This is a genomic window from Pseudomonas sp. Irchel 3H7 (assembly GCF_900187605.1).
Taxonomy (GTDB): domain Bacteria; phylum Pseudomonadota; class Gammaproteobacteria; order Pseudomonadales; family Pseudomonadaceae; genus Aquipseudomonas.
In genome coordinates this window covers 232,183-250,053 of the sequence record NZ_FYEA01000006.1, presented here as the reverse complement: position 1 = coordinate 250,053, position 17,871 = coordinate 232,183, and the positions used below count along the sequence as shown (strand labels likewise).

Sequence of the window (17,871 nt, the reverse complement as noted above, 5' to 3'; positions counted from 1 at the left end):
AAACTCACCAAATCAAAGCAATTACTTCAACCGCACTTCGCGCTCTACGCCCGCGCCGTAATCACTCATCCAACGATAGCGAAGCTGGGCATTATTCAAATCAACCTTTACATCACTTAACTTGAAAAGTTCTGAACTAAAGGGCGCAATCATTCCGTTAGCAGCGGGATATGACTTCCCACCCTGCACCAAATCGAGATTGCTGTATGTCAGATAATAAGGACTTGGATTATCTCCTTTCAGAAAAATCTCGGAGCCTTTATTAATTATCTCCCACTTTACTTGGTCAACTGCCTTATCAAGGCTTCCGGAGAGCCCTGCTGGACGATAGAACAACTTCAGCCGAGACCGCACTGCAATTTGCATAAAATTGCTATTTGCAGCTTTTGGCATTGAGGGGATTTCTAAGGCATTAAACCAAAACAATGATTCTCGATCTTTAGGCAAATCTTCGCCGGTAAAAACCAAACGCACACTCTGGCCCTTCTGAGAATCCAGCCGAAAGATCGGGGGCGTAATCAAGAATGGTGCGTCAGCGGTCTGTGGCTTGGACTTAATATTACCTCGATCTGCCCACACTTCCATTAATACGGGGTCTTTTCCCTTGTTGGTCATCTTGACGGTTACTGCGCGCTCTTTCTCAGCGTAAATAACACGTGTCCCTTCAATTACAACACCCGCCCATGTGTAAGGAGCCAGCGATAAAAATAATAAGCCAGCCGAAAGCCTCCTTAGATTAGGAACCGTAATAGAAAACATGAAACTCACCTCTTGACGCCAGGGGAGGAATTCCTCCCCTGGCGAAATGATTAGTTGTAAACCAGTTGGAAGTTCGCGACAGCGCTAACGTCGCCTGCTCCAGCGCCACCCGCAACCGAGTGATACTTGGCGAAGTAACGCAAGTCGATGTCAGCAGAATCGGTGGCCGCACCACGAGCCATCTGTGCGGAAAAAGTGTCATTGCGGATATCGATCGGATTCTGGTCTTTGTCCAGAATTTGAACGGCGATATTCGGAGCAGTGCCTGTGTTAGCCAGGTTGCCATTCATATCGACATTACTGTCCGGAATGAACGCGACAGATACTTTTTGAACGCCACCACCCTCGGAGCAACCAGAAACCTTTAAAGTAAAAGGTGTAACACCAGCGCTGCTATCTGGAGCTTGAAGCATGGTCTTATCAACGTTGGGCAGCGTCACGCTGACGTTGCTGGAGCCGACATCTACGTAGCAGGTACTGTCGATGACACTACCGGTGATGTTAATGGCGCCAGTCTGAGGGGCAGCATGAGCACTCAATGAGGCCACGAGCGCTGCCAGGAATGGTGTTACGACGAACAATTTCTTTTTCATGATCAGACTCTGTTAGATCCATATGAAGCTTCTACTGGAACCGTAAGAAGCCCCTACCAAGCGAACCCCGGCACCGTATTGAAGAGGTAGCGGGAATCGACTTGGTAAATTTTATGGATCGACAGGAGCCTGGGAAATCGGAGAAACCCTAAAAATCATGCGACCAAGCAGAAAGATTTGGGCAAATGGCTAATAACAAAATTGAATAAAAAAAAGTTTTCCTATCGCATTAATAGAAAGAGGTAACTGAACAGGAGATATTTCTCCTATTTAAAGCCGAGAGCCAATACTGCCCCTTCTAGACCACTCTATGCTCCTGACAAAAAGCAAACAGCTCCTGGTCGGAATGAACACTCAACTTACGCATGACTGTTGTTTTTTGAGTACTGACTGTCTTAGTGCTACGATTAAGATTAGTAGCAATATCTTTTATTCGCATCCCCCCAAGAAATAGCCGAAGCACTTCGGCCTCCTTTTTGGAAATACTAGCTATGCGCTCGTTTACAGAGGAATTCGACGGCATCACGTTATCGTCTTCCAAAGTAAAGCCACCTTTGTAGATTCGGCCTGAGGAGATAGTCCGAAGCGCATCAGTTATCTCATCCAAATTAATGCTCTTTTGAAGCACTCCTGACACTCCACAATCATATAAACCACCTAAAATAGATCGATTATTCAACATGGTTAACACCAGAAACTTCACATCAGGAAATTTGCGAATCATGTGGGTTATCAAGCGCATACCGTCGCCATAGCTCTCATCGCCAGGCATGTAATAGTCGGTGATAACTATTTGTGGCTTATGATGACTTATTGAATCGATCAACTCGCTCGATGTTCGAGCAATTCCAACCACCTGATAATTTGGATCGGACTGCACTATATCTTTCACGCCCGCAAGAACGATGGGATGATCATCAGCTAAAACCACTTTGATTTGATTCACACTAAATTTACCTCAAGGTAGGTTTTATATTGATCGGCATCAGGATGCGCCCGGTCATATCTTGTTCATTTCATCAAGGATTTCTTCGAGTAGAACATCCACTTCCAACCCAGCCTCATCACTCCACCCTTCTGATCTTAGCCGCTTTTCCAGTGATTCACAGCGTACCTGCAGATCCTGAGCCTGAACTACCACGAGTCCACCACGCACTCGATGAAGCAAGGAGCAAACAGACTCTCCATTTTTTGCTAGCAAGCACTGCCTGACTTGGCTGATGTCTTCAGAAAGAGTGGTGATAAAAACACTTCGCAAAGTATCAGATACCTGCATCTGACTTTTTGGCAAGGGAATCTCTGCCGGTATGACTGCGCCGTCGAGGTGCCCACACAGCTTTATTAGTACGTCGTGAAGAGTTTGCAACGAAATTGGCTTCACGACACAAGCGTTCATACCGACAGCCACGCAACGCTCTCCTTCCTCACGCATAGCATTAGCAGTCACGCCAACGATCGGAGTCAGCACATCGACTTTGCGTAGCGCAGCGGTGAACTCATAGCCATTCATCTCAGGCATATTAACGTCGGTAAGCACTATATCGAACGCTTCCTGCTCCCATAACTGCATAGCTTCTAACCCGTTATGGGCGACAACCGCTGTACAACCCAGCTCCTCTAGCTGCTCCCTGAGGAGCGTTTGGTTGATCGGGTTATCTTCAGCAACCAACACGTTCAAGCTAAGCCTGCTCCACCTGCTTGAAGCTTCATTTATTTCAGCGACATATGCTGAATCACCTTGCGCTAGCGCTACTGCACGCAGAATCCCTTTAAAACTGTACATATTCACCAGATAGCCATTCGAAGCACGTGCCGGCTCAACTGAAGCATCTGGAGTACATACAACGTGCTCTCCACTCCAATCCGCCACCTCTACGTCGTCAAACGTAACATCCAGAAGTACGACATTAGAGCTCACATTGGCCTGAGAGTGACGCGCGACAACAGCGTTAGCCCCATAGCGAACAAGCCATTCGCAAAGATTATTGGCAAGCTCCTTAACTGGCGAACGAACAACTACCATATTCTTCGAAAATTTAATTTCCAATGACGCTGGATCGTCAGCGCAAATAGTCTTTAGAGAGAGCCGCAAAGTGAAACTACTACCATGACCATACTCACTCACAACATCCAATGTACCGCCCATCAATTTGGTTAGCCGGGAACAAATTGATAGCCCCAACCCCGTACCGCCATGAATCTGATGGTGATCATGAATTTGGTAAAATGGTTCAAAAAGGCGCGATTGACACTCCTGCGTTATGCCCGCACCACTATCAGCAACCTGAAAAGATAAATTAGAAACACCAGCAAAATTCTCGCAAGTTACTCGCAACACAATTCTTCCAACATCAGTAAACTTGATCGCATTGCTGATTAAATTATTGAGCACTTGACGGATCCTGGAAGGATCACCTTGTAGAGTCGTTGGGATATGCGAGTCTATACATGCGTAGAATGTCAATTTTTTTGAGCGAGCAGAAGCAGAATACGACTGAACTACATCCTCAATCATTTCCAACAAATTAAAATCAAGACACTCAATTGCTAGCTGGCCAGCCTCTATTTTTGAAACATCGAGAATATCACTGATGACTTGCAATAAAATCGAGGAAGAGCGCTGCATTGTTAACACTTGGGAGCGCTGCTGGGAGTTAAGCTGAGAGCGCATTAATAACTCCAGCGTGCCTAGCACACCGTAAAGTGGAGTACGAATTTCATGGCTCATGGTGGCTAGAAAGATTGATTTAGCTTCATTCGAAGCATCTGCGGACTGTTTTGCCTCCGCCAAGGCTTTCTCAGCCAGCTTGTAGGTCGTTATATCAGTGAAGGCACAGAGGACTACATCCTCGCCTTTGTAACGAGTATTAGAGAACCTGACCTCTAGTTGCCGGCCATTTAACACAATAGTCGAGTTCTCGCGCTTTGACTCTTGCCTAACGTCGTTATCAAAGTCCCATGAGCGGCTTAATCGACTGATGGCGGCGGTATCACCAACCCATTGCAAAGCCAGCTCATTTTCCATTACAACTTTACGGCTTTTGCGCCCCAATATACATAAGCCGACAGGTGCCCCCTGAATAATAGCGCGACCAAACTTATCACTTTCAACGACGAGATCGTGTGCGTTTCGCGCAGGCGCAACAACCTTAAAAGCATACCAACGAAATATTAAGTAACCCGCAACAATAAGCACCACACATATTGAAAGCAGCATAAAAAACTGCCACTTAGCATATGCAGCAAACGTCCTGTAACTTAGATAATAGAATCCTTTCCAGCCATCAGAGCTGGTTACCTTTACAAGAAACCCGTTCTTATCAAAGCTAAGTCCATCCGCTCCTTCATGTGAAAATTGGTCACTTCCCGTCAATAATAATCCGCTAGGGGTGATCAATCCTACCGAGTCAAAAACAGCCCAGTCACCCAGCCGAAAAAACTCACGAATTGAAGAGAAATCCAGAACTGAGGCTACTACTACACGCTGTTCCTCGCTTCCAGTTAGCCATAAATCCTTTGGAACTCGGGTGTGCATATAAACGATTAATTCAACATCAGTCGCACCACTACCAGTCGCAACAGACGTCCATCTAGTTGAACCGTCAGAACCAGCTTTATCAACCTTTAATATCTTGTCTTTCAGCCCTTCACTTTGATTAGCATATATTGCTTTACCCGTACGCCCCCGAGGCACTGCAAAGTCAGCAGCAGGCACAGCTATGCTGGTTTTGCTATCAAGATCTAAAATATATGTTTGAGGCGCAGAATATGGTGAGGTACTCCAGTATGAACCGTAGAAATTGGAGATCAGCACACCTAGCTTACCAATTTTAAGCTTACCGTCAGGATCTTCGGGACTGCTCGGGATCGCTAGCATAAAAGGCATCGCGAATGAAAACTCTTTACCCTCATACAAGGAATATCCTTGATCATCTTTTAGCTTCTGCAATTGAATAGGCACGTTCGCCCTATTCTGCCGCTGCGTTGCCTCATCTGTTGGGCGTGCAATTCGCTGAAGAAACGTTTCCTGCTCATGAATACCGCCAACGAGGCGATCAAAGTGCAATTGGACTTTATACAATTGCTCCTGAACCAGGCGCTCCCCAACCCAGTAAGTGATGCCAATCAAAACAAACAACAACGAAAAGCTCACTATCAGCAAACGGTTTAACCGCAACGAAGTGCGAGCAAATTTTTTTATTGAGTTATCAGGCGCCATAGCTCATTCCAATTGATGAATGATGTTCCCCCCGATGATGCCCTCTCAGACTAACGCCCTTCGTTCATTAACAGAGATTGAAAAGACTTTGCAGGCACCGCCTTCGAAATCAGAAAACCTTGTGCCATATCACAGCCGAATTTTCGCAAAAGCGCAAGCTGTTCCTTGTTTTCCACTCCCTCCGCTACCACATTCAAACCAAGCTCGCGACCTAATGCGATGATACTTTTCAGAGCTGCTGCGGAGCTTCTTTCTGACTCGGAGTTGGTTATCAAGCTTCTATCAATCTTCAATTCGGTAAAGGGTGTTTTTACCATGTTATAAAATGAGCTGAACCCTTGTCCAAAGTCGTCCTGTGCTAAGCCAAAACCTTTCATACGAAGCCTACATACGCCAGCAATATAGTTGCTGAGACAATCGGTCATACTGCATTCAGTCAATTCAAATACTAAACTCGAAGGTGTACCCCCGCACTTCAGTACGTGATCATACAAACGATCGGGCAACGTACAGTCGCACAAAAGATGCGTCGGCAGATTAATGGAGACAGGAATTCTAAAACCGGATTCACGCCACATGGCTTGAGAAGCAATAGTCTGCCGAGTCACGCTAAACAAAAGAGCCTCATCCATCCCCTCGTTAGAAATTCCTGACAAAAACTGTCCAGGCAGTAGCGTGCCCAATGTCGGATGCTCCCACCGCACGAGGGCTTCTGCTGCAGCGATCTCCCCTGTCGCCAAGGTAATTTTAGGCTGAAACCAAGCCTGAAATTGCTCAACCGCCAACGCCTCTCGAAGCACATCACCCTCGAAGGCGACAATCGATCTAAACTCATGTATGGATTGAGCTTGCGGTAAAGCACACTTTTCTATCAATGCTTTAATGGACGCTGGTAGGGCGGGCTTTGATATCCTATCAACGACTGTGATGCCAAGTATTTCTGCAACAGTGCTGACCCCCCCTAAGATACGCATTGAGTGGGAACTCATAAGAGCCAACCGAGGTGGTTTTTTGAACAGTGCTAACCGCTGTATAAACTGCACACCGTCGATACCTGGCATCATGAGATCACTGAGAATCAAATCGAACTCTTTCTTATCCAACCATTGCAGTGCCTCCTGACCGTCTGAGGCGAGCTCAACTTGGCTAACACCCTGCTCTTTAAATAAACTCTTCAGGTATTCACGCTGAAAAATATGATCCTCTACGATCAATACACTTATTGAACACATATTCACCCCTGCTTCAACTCGCTCAACCCTCTGAAAAGGGAGGAAAGAAAAAAAGGCTTAATTAAGTTTAGATCCACCCCAGCAGGCATGAAGCAATCCTCTGCCTCACACTCCAAGCTTCCTGAGATCCCCACAATAGGCTTTTTAGATCCCGACCTACGCAACTCATTTATGAGATCTTTATCACTCGACCTAACATGATTCATTTCTACCATGACCACATCAAAGTCTCCGCAAGCCCATTGCATGATCGCCTCCGCGCTTTCGCAGGCAAGAGTTACTTTACAACCTAGGAATTCAAGCTGCTCTTTTAGGACAAGCCTATCGTTACAATCCTCACCAACCACTAAAACGTTCTGACCAAGATGTCGTGATTGCCCAAGCTCGATATGATCAGGGATCGCACTTCCGGTTTGCGCAGCATGTATGGCTCGTCCGATTGCCTGAATATCATGCATGCATACCTTCCACGCAGCCCCCTCCAGAATGGGCTGTTTCACTGGATCCAAGCAAGTAATCACTCTGCAGCGCCCCGGTAAGTTTCGACCGTGGACATGACCGCCTTCTGGCATAAGCTCAATGAGTGTGATTCCTGGCGAGTATTTAAGCTCTCCGCTTTTCAAAATATGGGGGGATGCCCCCCACCGCCGCAACCAACCACTAATATTCTCAATAGCCTCGCCTATATTTGACTTTATATAAACAGGTCTATCCTCAAGCCTAAAATCTTGGATACCGTCAGTAGAACCACAATTTACAACTAATGGAAGATGGAGTGTAAAACTGCTGCCCAATCCAGGCTCGCTAACTAGACGAATATGTCCATTCATTAAATCCGCAAGACGCTGGCTAATCGTTAACCCCAGACCTGTACCATTTGGAACGCTCCCACCGTCTTGAACTCTATAGAAGGCATCGAACAAATGTTTCTGCTGCTCGGCGGGTACGCCGCAACCTGTGTCTGACACCTGCCACAGCAAGTTCAAACTTTCACAATCACGACTCTCGATACGTACTCGCAATACAACTCGCCCCGAGTCCGTGAAATTAATTGCATTACTCAACAAGTTCGTCACGATCTGACGTATCCGCGTAACATCACCATGTACGAACGCAGGCATTCCAGGGTCACAAAAAGAAAGCAGTATTAGCCCTTTACGCTTGGCCGCAATCGAGAACTCTTGCGCTATACTTGCAACCAAATCACAAGGGTTAAACTCCTCTACTTCGAGCATCAACCGACCGGCCTCTAGCTTAGTAAGCTCAACTACATTGCCAACCTGATGATCCAAATCCTTCGCTGAATTGCGCATCAATTCGAGGTAGCGAGCTTGACGACCATCCAGATCTGTCAAACTGAATAACTCTAAGGCCCCCATTACGCTATAGATTGGTGCCCGAACCTCACGCCCTATAGACGCTAAGAAGATATTTTTCGCATCATTGGTTGCGTCAGCGCATTGCTTAGCTCGAACCAGTTCCAACTCTACTTGCTTATGACTTGTAATATCGCTAAACGCACAAAATAAAACATCTTCCCCCCTGTATCGGGTCAATATCGAGCTTAAATACAGGTATCGACCATCTTCCGTTTGGAACTCCTCATTGATCGACAAGTCGTCTTCATATGCCCTCCAAATCCAGTACTCGCACAGCCTTGCGTGTTGTTCTTGACCACCTAGCCATTGAGCACAGAGTCTATTCTCAAGAACAACTTTTCCGTCCGTTCGCCTTATCACACACAGGGCCACAGGAGCGGTTTCTATTATTGCCCTGCTGAAAGCTTCACTTTCTATGAGTGCCTCATAGCGGCTCAAAGCCGGGTTAACGAGGCGAAAATTGATTCTTCTTATCAGAATGCAAACCAACAATGCCATTCCACCGCAGAACATCAAGACAGAAACAAAACTCCACTTAATGTTACCCCAAATGCTTTTTGAAGACACAAAATAGACTAATGTCCACTCCGAGTCTCCTATTCCTTTGTTTAGGGTCAGGCATCCTGGCAAGATGCCTTCTCCTGTAAAATTAAACCCATCCAAAGTCATCGATCGCGGAATACTATTTTCAGAATCGCTAAACCCCACGCTACTCAATACTCGATTGAGACTGTCATCGAGAAGAACATATCCATCTACCTGCTTTGCAGTCAGCATGGCGCTCAAAGCTACACCACTGCTCTCCAGCCCCAACCATCCACTACCGAGATAGCTTGAAATCCTTTTAAATATATAAACTCTATTTTCAGGATCCAAAGGATCACTCAACCAGATAAATCGAGGCATCTCAACATTATTTTGAGCTCTCAATTGGTCTAGTACATGCCTAGGTACTGCAGCGCGCTCATTATTCCAAGCATAAAGCCTAGTAACCGTTAGGCTTTTATCATCGGAAACGTGTATAAGCCCCGCATCAAAAGCTTTTAATTCAGAGACATCTCTCGAAGAAAGCCTCAAACTCAACAAGTTTACATTTTCATTGAATTTTACGACCGTATCGAATGTATGGGTGTTAAGCTTCTCTTCAACCCCTCTAGCGGATCCAGACTGATCCGACGCCTTGCTTGTTACAGAGCGGCTGAGATGCAACAAAAGAGCTTCTCTTTTGAAAAGCTTCTTCTGAACATGAAACATCTCCTCGTTCAAATCACTTTTTCGACTTGACACCTCATCATCAAAACGCGCCATCAGGTAGAATAAACCACCGAGAAAAAGACAGACACACAAGATCACTGCCAGAAGATTTAGCAGCTTTTGAACTGCCTTGGGCGAAGAAAAACCCTGGTTAACTGATTTAAAAAAATGTATATATTTCATGGCTAAAATTTTAATATTTTTGCCATAGCAGTGGCTATCGGACAAACCCGAAAATCGATTATTAACATTAAACAGCAGGGCTAAACCCCTGTCTGCGATCGTTATCGAAACTGAGACCTCATCTATTTTTTGCGAATTCTCCGATAGTTATTTATCGCCCTATCGAATTCAACACACTAACATTATGTTTACGAAACTCGCTCGGAGTTACATCGTACCAGCGGCGAAAAGCACGTAAGAAATTAGAAACTTCAAAGTAGCCCACACTGTCTGCGACTTCACTGATAGAAAGCTTGCTAAGCAATAACAGATCACTTGAAAGCAAGCGTCGCTGAACATCCGCAATATCACCATAGCCCCACCCTTCACGAGTTAGCTCTCTTCGAAGCGTGCGTGTTGTGGCGTGGTGCTGAGCAGCAATCATGTCAAAGCTTCGTTCATCACGGATACCCAGCAGTACAGCAGCAGCCACGGACTCCAGCGTTGATGGTTTCTCTGTTTTCAGCGCGTACCCTTCAAGCGCCTTTTCCAGCGATGCGCAAACAGCTGCACTACCTGCCGGGCGAGACACCAGTAAGGCATCTATATCCAGCACCAATTCATCGCGCGAGGCACCAAAATGTACATTGCATCCAATCTTTTCTCTCCAGGGCGAAGGATCAAAAGGCGGAGATCGCCGCATGTGAACCTCCAGCAATGCTACTGGAGTGCCAGGCCTCGCCTTGAGATGCAGAGCTTGCCTCATGCACCAATAATCAACTTCCTCATGCGCGGCGCTTAATGGCTGGTTTGGGATCAAGGTCAAACGTAACTTGCGCCCCTCCTGCTTCCAATCCAGATCCAAATGACCCGCAATCAATGGCCAATAGCGCGCCATGACTCTCAATGCAGACAGTCGGTCGGGCATAAGCTCCATCAAATACGCCACGCCTAACATCAGGCTTGGATCGGCTTGCTGCGCAGCGTGTAGACCAATTGCCGGATCACCGCTCAACGCTTTTGCCACCTCCCAAAATCGACGCGCCAGAAAGGAAGGCATACGTCGGTAAGGATCGCGTAGAGAGCTGAGTCTTACCCCCCAATCTTTTTGCAGCTGCTCTTGGTCAACCCCTAGAGACAACAGCACCTGAACCCCGGCATTGATGATGGGCAATGATAAGGACGATCTATGTCTGTGAGCAGGGAAACTTTTTGTCTGCAAATGACTAATAACTTCCACCCTACGGCTCCCATCGTTGCAGCTCAGTCGACACGATTGATGCTTGGCTCTTGCGCCCCCAAAAATGCGCTTGGGAGCGTGTGACATCTACTGAGAAAACCAACTCACCATTAAAACAAAAACAGGTGATTTTCATATGCAGCGATCTACGAGACGCAAAGCGTACCGCGCGCTCGCGCGGTGCCTTCTGGAAAAGTTATCACCGTCTGCAATTTTTATTAGCACGCTGTATACGCCTTTCGCTTGCTCAGCAACCTGGTCTGTCTCTGACGACTGGGTGCTGTCCACTAATACTACCGTCTCCCTAGGTGCGAGTTGGGCCCTGCGCAACCCTGATCCTAGCCAATTAACGGTTGCAGACGCTCGATCCATAGGTGAGCGCGGTACAGGCGTTAACTACAACGCAGATGATGGAAAGCTGAACTTCAAAAAACATTCTCCGATATCCCAAACTCTCAAGGGATTAACAGAGTTTGACCTGAACAGCGGTAATCAAGGGGCTTTCATTCGCTTCAAGTACTGGTACGACCACGCCTATGACACCCGTAACGGTGAATACAGCCGGTTCGACGACAGCGACTGGCAGGATCTCGCCAGATTTCAGGGGTTCAAGACCCTTGATTTCTACGTATGGAAAAATTTCGATGTGGGAGAGCAGCAGCTCAACCTGAAATTTGGGAAGCAGGTGTTGTCGTGGGGAGAAGCACTATTTTTGCAGAATGGCATTAACGCCATAAACCCCGTAGACGCCTCCGCCTTTAACCGGCCGGGTGTGGAGCTAAAGGAAGGACAGCTTCCTGTAGAAATGCTCAGTTTCAGCTTTGATCTGACGGACGACTTGAGTCTTGAGGGTTTCTACCAATATAACTTCCACCCCACAGTTTTGGACGGTTGCGGAACGTTCTTCTCTGTCAGTGACAACATCCAGGAAGGCTGTCAAAACAACAGAATGCTGGTCAATCCGGCAGGCAACCTATCCACCCAGCAGTTGATCACATCAGGCGGGTACGAAAGCCGCGGCCCCACCGATATGCCAAGGGACGGGGGACAATTTGGATTTGCTGTGCGCAAGACATTGTCTTCCCTCAATGATGCCGAACTCGGGTTGTACTACGCCACCTATCACAGCCGTACCTCCACGCTCAACGGGTCAGTCAGAAACAGCCTTACCATGGGATCACTCCCAACCGCGACCTACTACACCGTATATCCCGAAAGCATACGAATGTTTGGTGCCAGCCTCAGCGGGATCATTGGCACCACTGCCGTATTCAGCGAGCTGAGTTATCGGCCTAATCAACCATTAACCTTCAACGGTTCGGACTTCATTGCAGTACTAGCAGGAGCAGGAGCCAGTACACCGATTTTTGACGGTGTATCGCCTGCACTAGGAAGCACGGTTGAAGGCTACAAGCGCAAACAGATTTGGCAATACAGCCTTGGAGCTACCGATATCGTCAGCAACGTCCTCGGTTCGCAAAAACTCACCTGGGCTGCAGAGGCTGGCGCGAACTGGATAGACGACCTTGATGTACATAGAGAGCGGTACGGCCGTGCCAGTGCATTCGGACGAGTGCAGGACAATGGGGCGGCGTGCTTCCTACCCTCAACCAACGGATTAAGTGCCGCCCAAGCAGCACAAAAGAATAACGACTTCTGTAATACGCATGGATTCTATACCGGTCTTTCATGGGGGTATCGCATTCGCGCAGGTCTCAGCTATGAAAGTCTTCTTCCATCCACTGTGGTAACGCCGTCCATTAACTTCCGTCATGACGTCGAAGGGTATGGCCCGAATTTTCAGGAAGGTCAGATGGCCGCAGGAGTTTCCCTGACGCTTGACTATCGCAACAACTACTTGCTTGAACTCTCTTATAACGATTTTTTTGGAACAAACAAATTTTCCACCATTGACGATCGAGATTTCGCGTCAGCAACCCTAAAGGTAAGTTTCTGATGAACCCTGCCCTGCTCGCCTTTCCGTTAGCATTCACGATGGTCGCACTATTTAACTTGGCTGACGCCAAGGAAACTGACACCGCCAAACTTACTGGTGCATTGAATCCTTTTGGGGGCATACGCGCTGGCAATACAGACGGTAGCATTCCCCCTTGGGAAGGCGGTTTGAAACCCGGAGCTGCAGCCATCAGTAACATCGGTAATTATGCTGACCCCTTCTCTCAAGAGAAGCCTGTTTACATCATCAATAGCGCTAATTTCTCACAGCACAAAGATCTGCTCAGCCCAGGTCAACAAGCAATGTTTAAGCGTTTTCCTGAGTACCGAATGAATGTTTATCCAAGTCACCGAAGCGCACGACTCCCTCAGAAATACATAGACGAAAGTCGTACCAATCTCACCAAGGTGGAGCTTGCCCAAGCGGGTAATGGCCTAAAAAACTACAACTTTGGCATTCCATTTCCCGAGCCAACCGAAGCGCTGGAGGTGATGTGGAACCACTTGACTCGTTTTCGCGGAGGTTCAGTCAATCGTGAATTTGCGTCCGCGACTGTGCAGGGAAAAAGCGATTACACACTGGTGACATACGAGCAGAGGATCAACTGGCGAGAAACCGTCACTGATCTGGCGCCTGAAGAAAATGTCCTTCAATACACGCTCGTCAAAACGCTCAGTCCTTCGCGTTATGCCGGCGAAGCAACGCTGGTTTACGAACCACTCGACCAAGTAGAGGAACAGCGTTCGGCTTGGCAATACATGCCAGGCCAGAGAAGAGTCCGGCGCGCTCCCACCGTCGCCTACGACAGCAGTGCTCGCTATAGCTTTGGTCAAGTCGTGTCCGACAGCATCGACGGGTTCAATGGAGCACCGGATCGCTACGATTGGAAGTTGATCGGAAGGAAAGAGATGTTGATTGGGTATAACGCATTCAAGCTGGGGAGCAAAGACATAAAATATAGCGACATACTGCAGCCAAACTTTGTAAACCCTGACCTTACTCGCTATGAGAAGCACCGCGTCTGGGTGGTTGAGGCTACACTTAAACCCAATGCGCGACATGTCTACAGCAAACGTCGTTTCTATGTTGACGAAGATACTTGGCAAATCATGGCTTCAGACATGTATGACAGTCGAGGTGAACTGTGGCGCAACTACGAGTCACACCTGACCTTCCTTTATGACATCGAGTTACCGCTAACGGCACTAGAGACAACCTACGACCTCATCTCTGGAAACTACTCAGCAAACTTCATGACGAATGAAGTCAGTAAAAAAATGCAGTTCGGTGCCTCAGGACGCAAAGCAGACTACACGCCTGCGGAACTCAAGCGCCAAGGAAAATAGCTAACCGTAAATTTCACCAGAAATCTTGCAGTCGACGACAGACCTTAAATAATAAATAAAGGAACATCACTCATGAGGTCACTCCGAATCCTCAGCAGCATTCTCGTGCTTTCATTACTTTTGATTTACACACTTTCCACACGCGCGGACGAATCGAACATACCAGCGGCTAACTGGCGTGAAAACTACGCCTACAGCCTTGGGATACAAGCCTACATTTTTGCCTTTCCCTGGAGCTATAACTCTGAACTGCGTTGGCAGTGGACAACCCAATCAATTGACCCAGCCAATATTCCCTACGCACCGCAAAATCAGTTTTGGCACGCACGCACACTAACCGGATCTGACTACCGAAATGGTGGCACCCCGAACAACGACACCCTCTATTCCGTCGCCTGGCTCAATCTCAAAAAAGAGCCGCTGATCCTTTCTGTTCCCGATGTAGGGAACCGTTATTACGTGATGCAGATGGCTTCAATGGACTCAGATAATTTTGCCTATGTAGGCTCACGAACGACTGGCCCAGACGCGGGAAACTACCTGATCACGGGGCCAGGTTGGCAAGGTAAAACACCAGAGGGGGTCAAAAGGCTACCTCCCTCTCGGACAGATGTGGCAATGATCCTCGGGCGCACGCTTGTGGATGGCGCTGCGGATCAGATCAATGTTCAGAAGCTACAGGATCAATACCGGCTCACCCCCCTCAGTGCTTGGGGGAGGTCAACGCTTCAAGTGGTTAATCAAGAAGAGGCATGGAAACCTTTTGACCGCAAAAGCGATCCTCTGAACGAGTGGCGTACCATCAATAGAGCCCTCACTGAAAATCCTCCTGAAGCGCGTAACGCATCATTGGTTTCTCAGTTTGCTGATATAGGCATTGGCCCTGGGCAGAACATCGATGCCATGGATGATGCGACCCTACGTGGACTGTCCCGCGCTGCGTTGGAGGGCCGTAAACTGGTGCAGGAAGCAGCAGCCTCGGGCTTTGGTCGTACCTTTAAAAACGGCTGGGCCATCACCCCTGAGAACTTCGGCAGACTCGGCCTGCATAACCAATGGCTCACTAGGGCAGCCCTTCAGTCGATGACAGGGATTGCGGCGAACGACATTGAGGAAGCCTCCTACATTGGCGCTCGAAAAGACGCCGACAATCAGCCGCTGGATGGGCGCAACAGAAACTACACCCTGCATTTCGCTCCGGACGATAAACCCGACGTCAAAGCGTTTTGGTCAATGGGCATCTATGACATGACGTTTAATTTCAGCCCCAATGCGATCAACCGATTTTCGATTGGTGATCGAACTGAAGGATTGAAAAAGGATGCCGACGGTGGGTTGACTATTTATCTTCAGGCTGATGATCCAGGTGAGGCCAAGCGCTCCAACTGGCTTCCGATTCCACGCGACCGTTTTTTTACCGTTTTTCGCGCGTACGTCCCGGGCATCGCAATCCAGCGAGGACGATGGGCGCCTCCACCTCTACGACCGGTACTATGAACCTATCGACACGATGCATAATGTGTAAAACAACCTAGCTAAAAACGGTCTTGGTTTCACATGCAAGACCGTTTTTATTTTGCAAGAATGCGTTAGTCCTTTAATAGCGCTATAACAAAATGCAGTTGAATCAGCCCACATCCGAAAAACTTACCGCACCGCAGAATGACTATCTTGCTCAGACAACATTGGCAACCGTCGTGCGCGCGATTGCAAAGACGCTTGACGTGCAGTACGGCATTGACCCGCTGCCCATATTTCAGCGTATCGGAATCGAATTCGATCACATCAATGGCAATGAGCTGCGCCTGCCCGTCACGACGTTAAGCATTTTGTGGCAACGCTGTGCTGAATCAAGTGGTGATGAGGCATTCGGATTGAGAGTCGCCGCACATACCGGCGCGGTTAATCTCTACGGCATCGATCTAGCCTTATATGCAAGTCAGACGTTCGGTGAGTCCATTAGGCGGCATGTAGAGTTCGTTCGGGTGCTCAGCACCGTTGCGATGCCCACGCTACATACGGCGCCCAATGGCGATCATCTGCTCCAGGTTCACATCCATGGCCCACATGTGCCCCCTGAAGTAGCCCGCGATTATTTTGTCGCACTGCATCTAAGAATTTTCCAACGCCAAATCGGTCTTCCTCTCTGTCACTTATTGCGACGTCTAGAGCTACGTCGCCCAGCCCCTCATGATCCGACACCATGGGAGGAACTCGGCGTTCCTGTTTTTTTTGGCCAACCGCTGGGCACCTTTGTTTTCAAGGCGGATGCTTGGGATCTGGATCTGAAAGGTGCAAACCAACACCTGCTCGCTCAGGTTGAGCAGCCAATTCTTCATCAGTTGATACGATTAGGCCTGCCGTTGCCCGCCTGCGCTCTTCGCAGGCGATTGGCGGACATGCTGCCTTGCTCACCGAATCTTGAGACGCTTGCAGACGCCATTGGTCTTGCGCCAGACCAACTGCAAGCCTCATTGCGCTACCAGAAGCTCTCCTTCGCGAAACTGCTGGATCAAGCACGTGAAGCTCAAGCGCTGCACTTACTCCTTGACCCAACACTGACGCTTGAGCAAATAGCCAATCGAACAGGCTTCAGCAAACCCAGCGGATTCAATCGTGCCTTTCGGCGCTGGCGTGCTATCACGCCCCTGAGCTACCGCAATCAAATGACAAGAACTCACGATCCACTCTAGAACTGCGTGGACATCAGGGCATAGCCAAACATTTGAATCCGAAGCGGCGTCGGATGAAGCGCTATCCACTGTTTCCACGCCATCGACTACGAGCGTGGAAATAAGCCGTCAAATCGCTGTAGCCCAGTTGGCTGGCAATCTCACTACGGGAAGCGCCTTGTAACTCAAGGTGCAATTCCAGTTCTGCGCGAACCTGGTCAAGCAACCCTCTGAATGTCGTACCCTGCTCTTCTAGTCGCCGACGCAAGGTGCGTGGTGTTTGGTGCAGTGCCTGAGCCAAATCGTCCAGATTCGGTGTTTCTCCAAGGGACAGAGCACGGCGGGCACCGGCAGCTACCTTCGCGGCCCAACCTGTAAAGTTTCGGTGCACCGCTATGCGTCGATCCAACTCCTGGGTCAACAGCTCTAACATTCCGTGATGCCTGGTTTGCATCGGCAGATCTAAACTTTGCGCATCAAAATAGAAGCAGTTCGCAGCACAGCTGAACTCAATGCACTCCCCAAACCATTGAGCATATTGCTTGTAATAGGAAGGACGTGGATGAGTGAATTTAGCTCGCACAGGCCGAACTTCTGAACCCGTACCACGCTGCAATAGAGCAATGGACATAACCCCGTAATGCTCAGTGACGTACCGGCAAAGGTCAGTCGGGGCGTCGACAAACAACTCAACCCCAAAACCATTTTCGTCATTTACCAGCCTGACACTATCGGTGTCAGAGGCCAGCGGTGCGTAACGCGCCCAGTTTTCCATTGAACAACGCACATCAGGGCTGTACAGGCATAGATAGGCTAAAACGTGCCAATCCTGAGGAGTGAATTGGGCAAATAGTTTCAGTCCTATTGCAGGCTCAACCAGCGCCGCCTCACGCCACAATTGGTCGAGCTCTGCCAAGCTGTAGTCCGCGCTTAAACGAGGGGTTTGGCTATTCAGAAATCGTTCCAGTACCTGACCGAGCTTGCCTCGATGGAAACGCTGCCTCGGGCGAATGGCCAGTTCTAGCTTGATTCTGTCCTTTTCACGCATTGGGGACGCC

Annotated in this window: 12 protein-coding genes; 4 read left to right on the top strand and 8 right to left on the bottom strand. The window is 48.4% G+C overall.

What is annotated here, in order from left to right; genetic code table 11:
- Nucleotides 1–21: 21 nt before the first annotated feature.
- The 7 genes from CKW38_RS13525 to CKW38_RS13495 all read right to left on the bottom strand — a co-directional run bounded on the left by CKW38_RS13525 (nt 22) and on the right by CKW38_RS13495 (nt 10,838).
- The gene (locus tag CKW38_RS13525; RefSeq protein ID WP_095112990.1) at nt 22–759 is read right to left on the bottom strand and encodes a molecular chaperone; all 738 of its coding nucleotides are present in this window, start codon (nt 757–759) and stop codon (nt 22–24) included.
- Nucleotides 760–809: 50 nt separating this feature from the next.
- Nucleotides 810–1,352: a fimbrial protein gene (locus CKW38_RS13520; protein ID WP_095112989.1), complete on the bottom strand. Its 543-nt coding sequence runs from the start codon at nt 1,350–1,352 to the stop codon at nt 810–812.
- A 298-nt stretch (nt 1,353–1,650) separates the two neighbouring features.
- Nucleotides 1,651–2,298 (bottom strand): response regulator transcription factor, encoded by a 648-nt coding sequence (locus CKW38_RS13515; protein ID WP_095112988.1) that lies wholly within the window; start codon nt 2,296–2,298, stop codon nt 1,651–1,653.
- Nucleotides 2,299–2,352: 54 nt separating this feature from the next.
- Nucleotides 2,353–5,571 (bottom strand): hybrid sensor histidine kinase/response regulator, encoded by a 3,219-nt coding sequence (locus CKW38_RS13510; RefSeq protein WP_095112987.1) that lies wholly within the window; start codon nt 5,569–5,571, stop codon nt 2,353–2,355.
- 50 nt (nt 5,572–5,621) lie between these two features.
- Nucleotides 5,622–6,803, bottom strand: coding sequence for an EAL domain-containing protein (locus CKW38_RS13505; RefSeq protein ID WP_095112986.1), 1,182 nt, complete (start codon nt 6,801–6,803; stop codon nt 5,622–5,624).
- A gap of 2 nt (nt 6,804–6,805) precedes the next feature.
- Nucleotides 6,806–9,664: an ATP-binding protein gene (locus tag CKW38_RS13500; protein ID WP_141232660.1), complete on the bottom strand. Its 2,859-nt coding sequence runs from the start codon at nt 9,662–9,664 to the stop codon at nt 6,806–6,808.
- Nucleotides 9,665–9,770: 106 nt separating this feature from the next.
- A complete protein-coding gene (locus tag CKW38_RS13495) occupies nt 9,771–10,838 on the bottom strand; it encodes an AraC family transcriptional regulator ligand-binding domain-containing protein (RefSeq protein WP_176472326.1) in 1,068 nt (355 codons plus the stop codon).
- Between the two features lie 136 nt (nt 10,839–10,974).
- On the opposite strand from CKW38_RS13495, the gene CKW38_RS13490 reads away from it, so the two are divergent.
- The 4 genes from CKW38_RS13490 (at nt 10,975) to CKW38_RS13475 (ending at nt 16,834) form a co-directional block, all read left to right on the top strand.
- A complete protein-coding gene (locus CKW38_RS13490) occupies nt 10,975–12,795 on the top strand; it encodes a DUF1302 domain-containing protein (protein WP_095112983.1) in 1,821 nt (606 codons plus the stop codon).
- Nucleotides 12,795–14,141 carry a DUF1329 domain-containing protein gene (locus CKW38_RS13485; protein ID WP_095112982.1) on the top strand — a complete coding sequence of 449 codons (1,347 nt, stop codon included), beginning with the start codon at nt 12,795–12,797 and terminating at the stop codon, nt 14,139–14,141. Before CKW38_RS13490 ends, CKW38_RS13485 begins: the two co-directional genes overlap by 1 nt.
- A 72-nt stretch (nt 14,142–14,213) precedes the next feature.
- Nucleotides 14,214–15,638: a DUF1254 domain-containing protein gene (locus CKW38_RS13480; protein WP_095112981.1), complete on the top strand. Its 1,425-nt coding sequence runs from the start codon at nt 14,214–14,216 to the stop codon at nt 15,636–15,638.
- A 119-nt stretch (nt 15,639–15,757) separates the two neighbouring features.
- Nucleotides 15,758–16,834 (top strand): AraC family transcriptional regulator, encoded by a 1,077-nt coding sequence (locus CKW38_RS13475; RefSeq protein WP_095112980.1) that lies wholly within the window; start codon nt 15,758–15,760, stop codon nt 16,832–16,834.
- Between the two features lie 61 nt (nt 16,835–16,895).
- On the opposite strand, the gene CKW38_RS13470 is transcribed toward CKW38_RS13475, so the two are convergent.
- Nucleotides 16,896–17,861 carry an AraC family transcriptional regulator ligand-binding domain-containing protein gene (locus CKW38_RS13470; RefSeq protein WP_095112979.1) on the bottom strand — a complete coding sequence of 322 codons (966 nt, stop codon included), beginning with the start codon at nt 17,859–17,861 and terminating at the stop codon, nt 16,896–16,898.
- Between the last annotated feature and the right edge of the window lie 10 nt (nt 17,862–17,871).

What these genes read in the sequence shown, in the direction of transcription:
- CKW38_RS13525 (WP_095112990.1), bottom strand. Translation starts at nt 759, where the DNA reads ATGTTTTCTATTACGGTTCCTAATCTAAGGAGGCTTTCGGCTGGCTTA.
- CKW38_RS13510 (WP_095112987.1), bottom strand. Translation starts at nt 5,571, where the DNA reads ATGGCGCCTGATAACTCAATAAAAAAATTTGCTCGCACTTCGTTGCGG.
- CKW38_RS13470 (WP_095112979.1), bottom strand. Translation starts at nt 17,861, where the DNA reads ATGCGTGAAAAGGACAGAATCAAGCTAGAACTGGCCATTCGCCCGAGG.
- CKW38_RS13520 (WP_095112989.1), bottom strand. Translation starts at nt 1,352, where the DNA reads ATGAAAAAGAAATTGTTCGTCGTAACACCATTCCTGGCAGCGCTCGTG.
- CKW38_RS13490 (WP_095112983.1), top strand. Translation starts at nt 10,975, where the DNA reads ATGCAGCGATCTACGAGACGCAAAGCGTACCGCGCGCTCGCGCGGTGC.
- CKW38_RS13480 (WP_095112981.1), top strand. Translation starts at nt 14,214, where the DNA reads ATGAGGTCACTCCGAATCCTCAGCAGCATTCTCGTGCTTTCATTACTT.
- CKW38_RS13505 (WP_095112986.1), bottom strand. Translation starts at nt 6,803, where the DNA reads ATGTGTTCAATAAGTGTATTGATCGTAGAGGATCATATTTTTCAGCGT.
- CKW38_RS13475 (WP_095112980.1), top strand. Translation starts at nt 15,758, where the DNA reads ATGCAGTTGAATCAGCCCACATCCGAAAAACTTACCGCACCGCAGAAT.
- CKW38_RS13485 (WP_095112982.1), top strand. Translation starts at nt 12,795, where the DNA reads ATGAACCCTGCCCTGCTCGCCTTTCCGTTAGCATTCACGATGGTCGCA.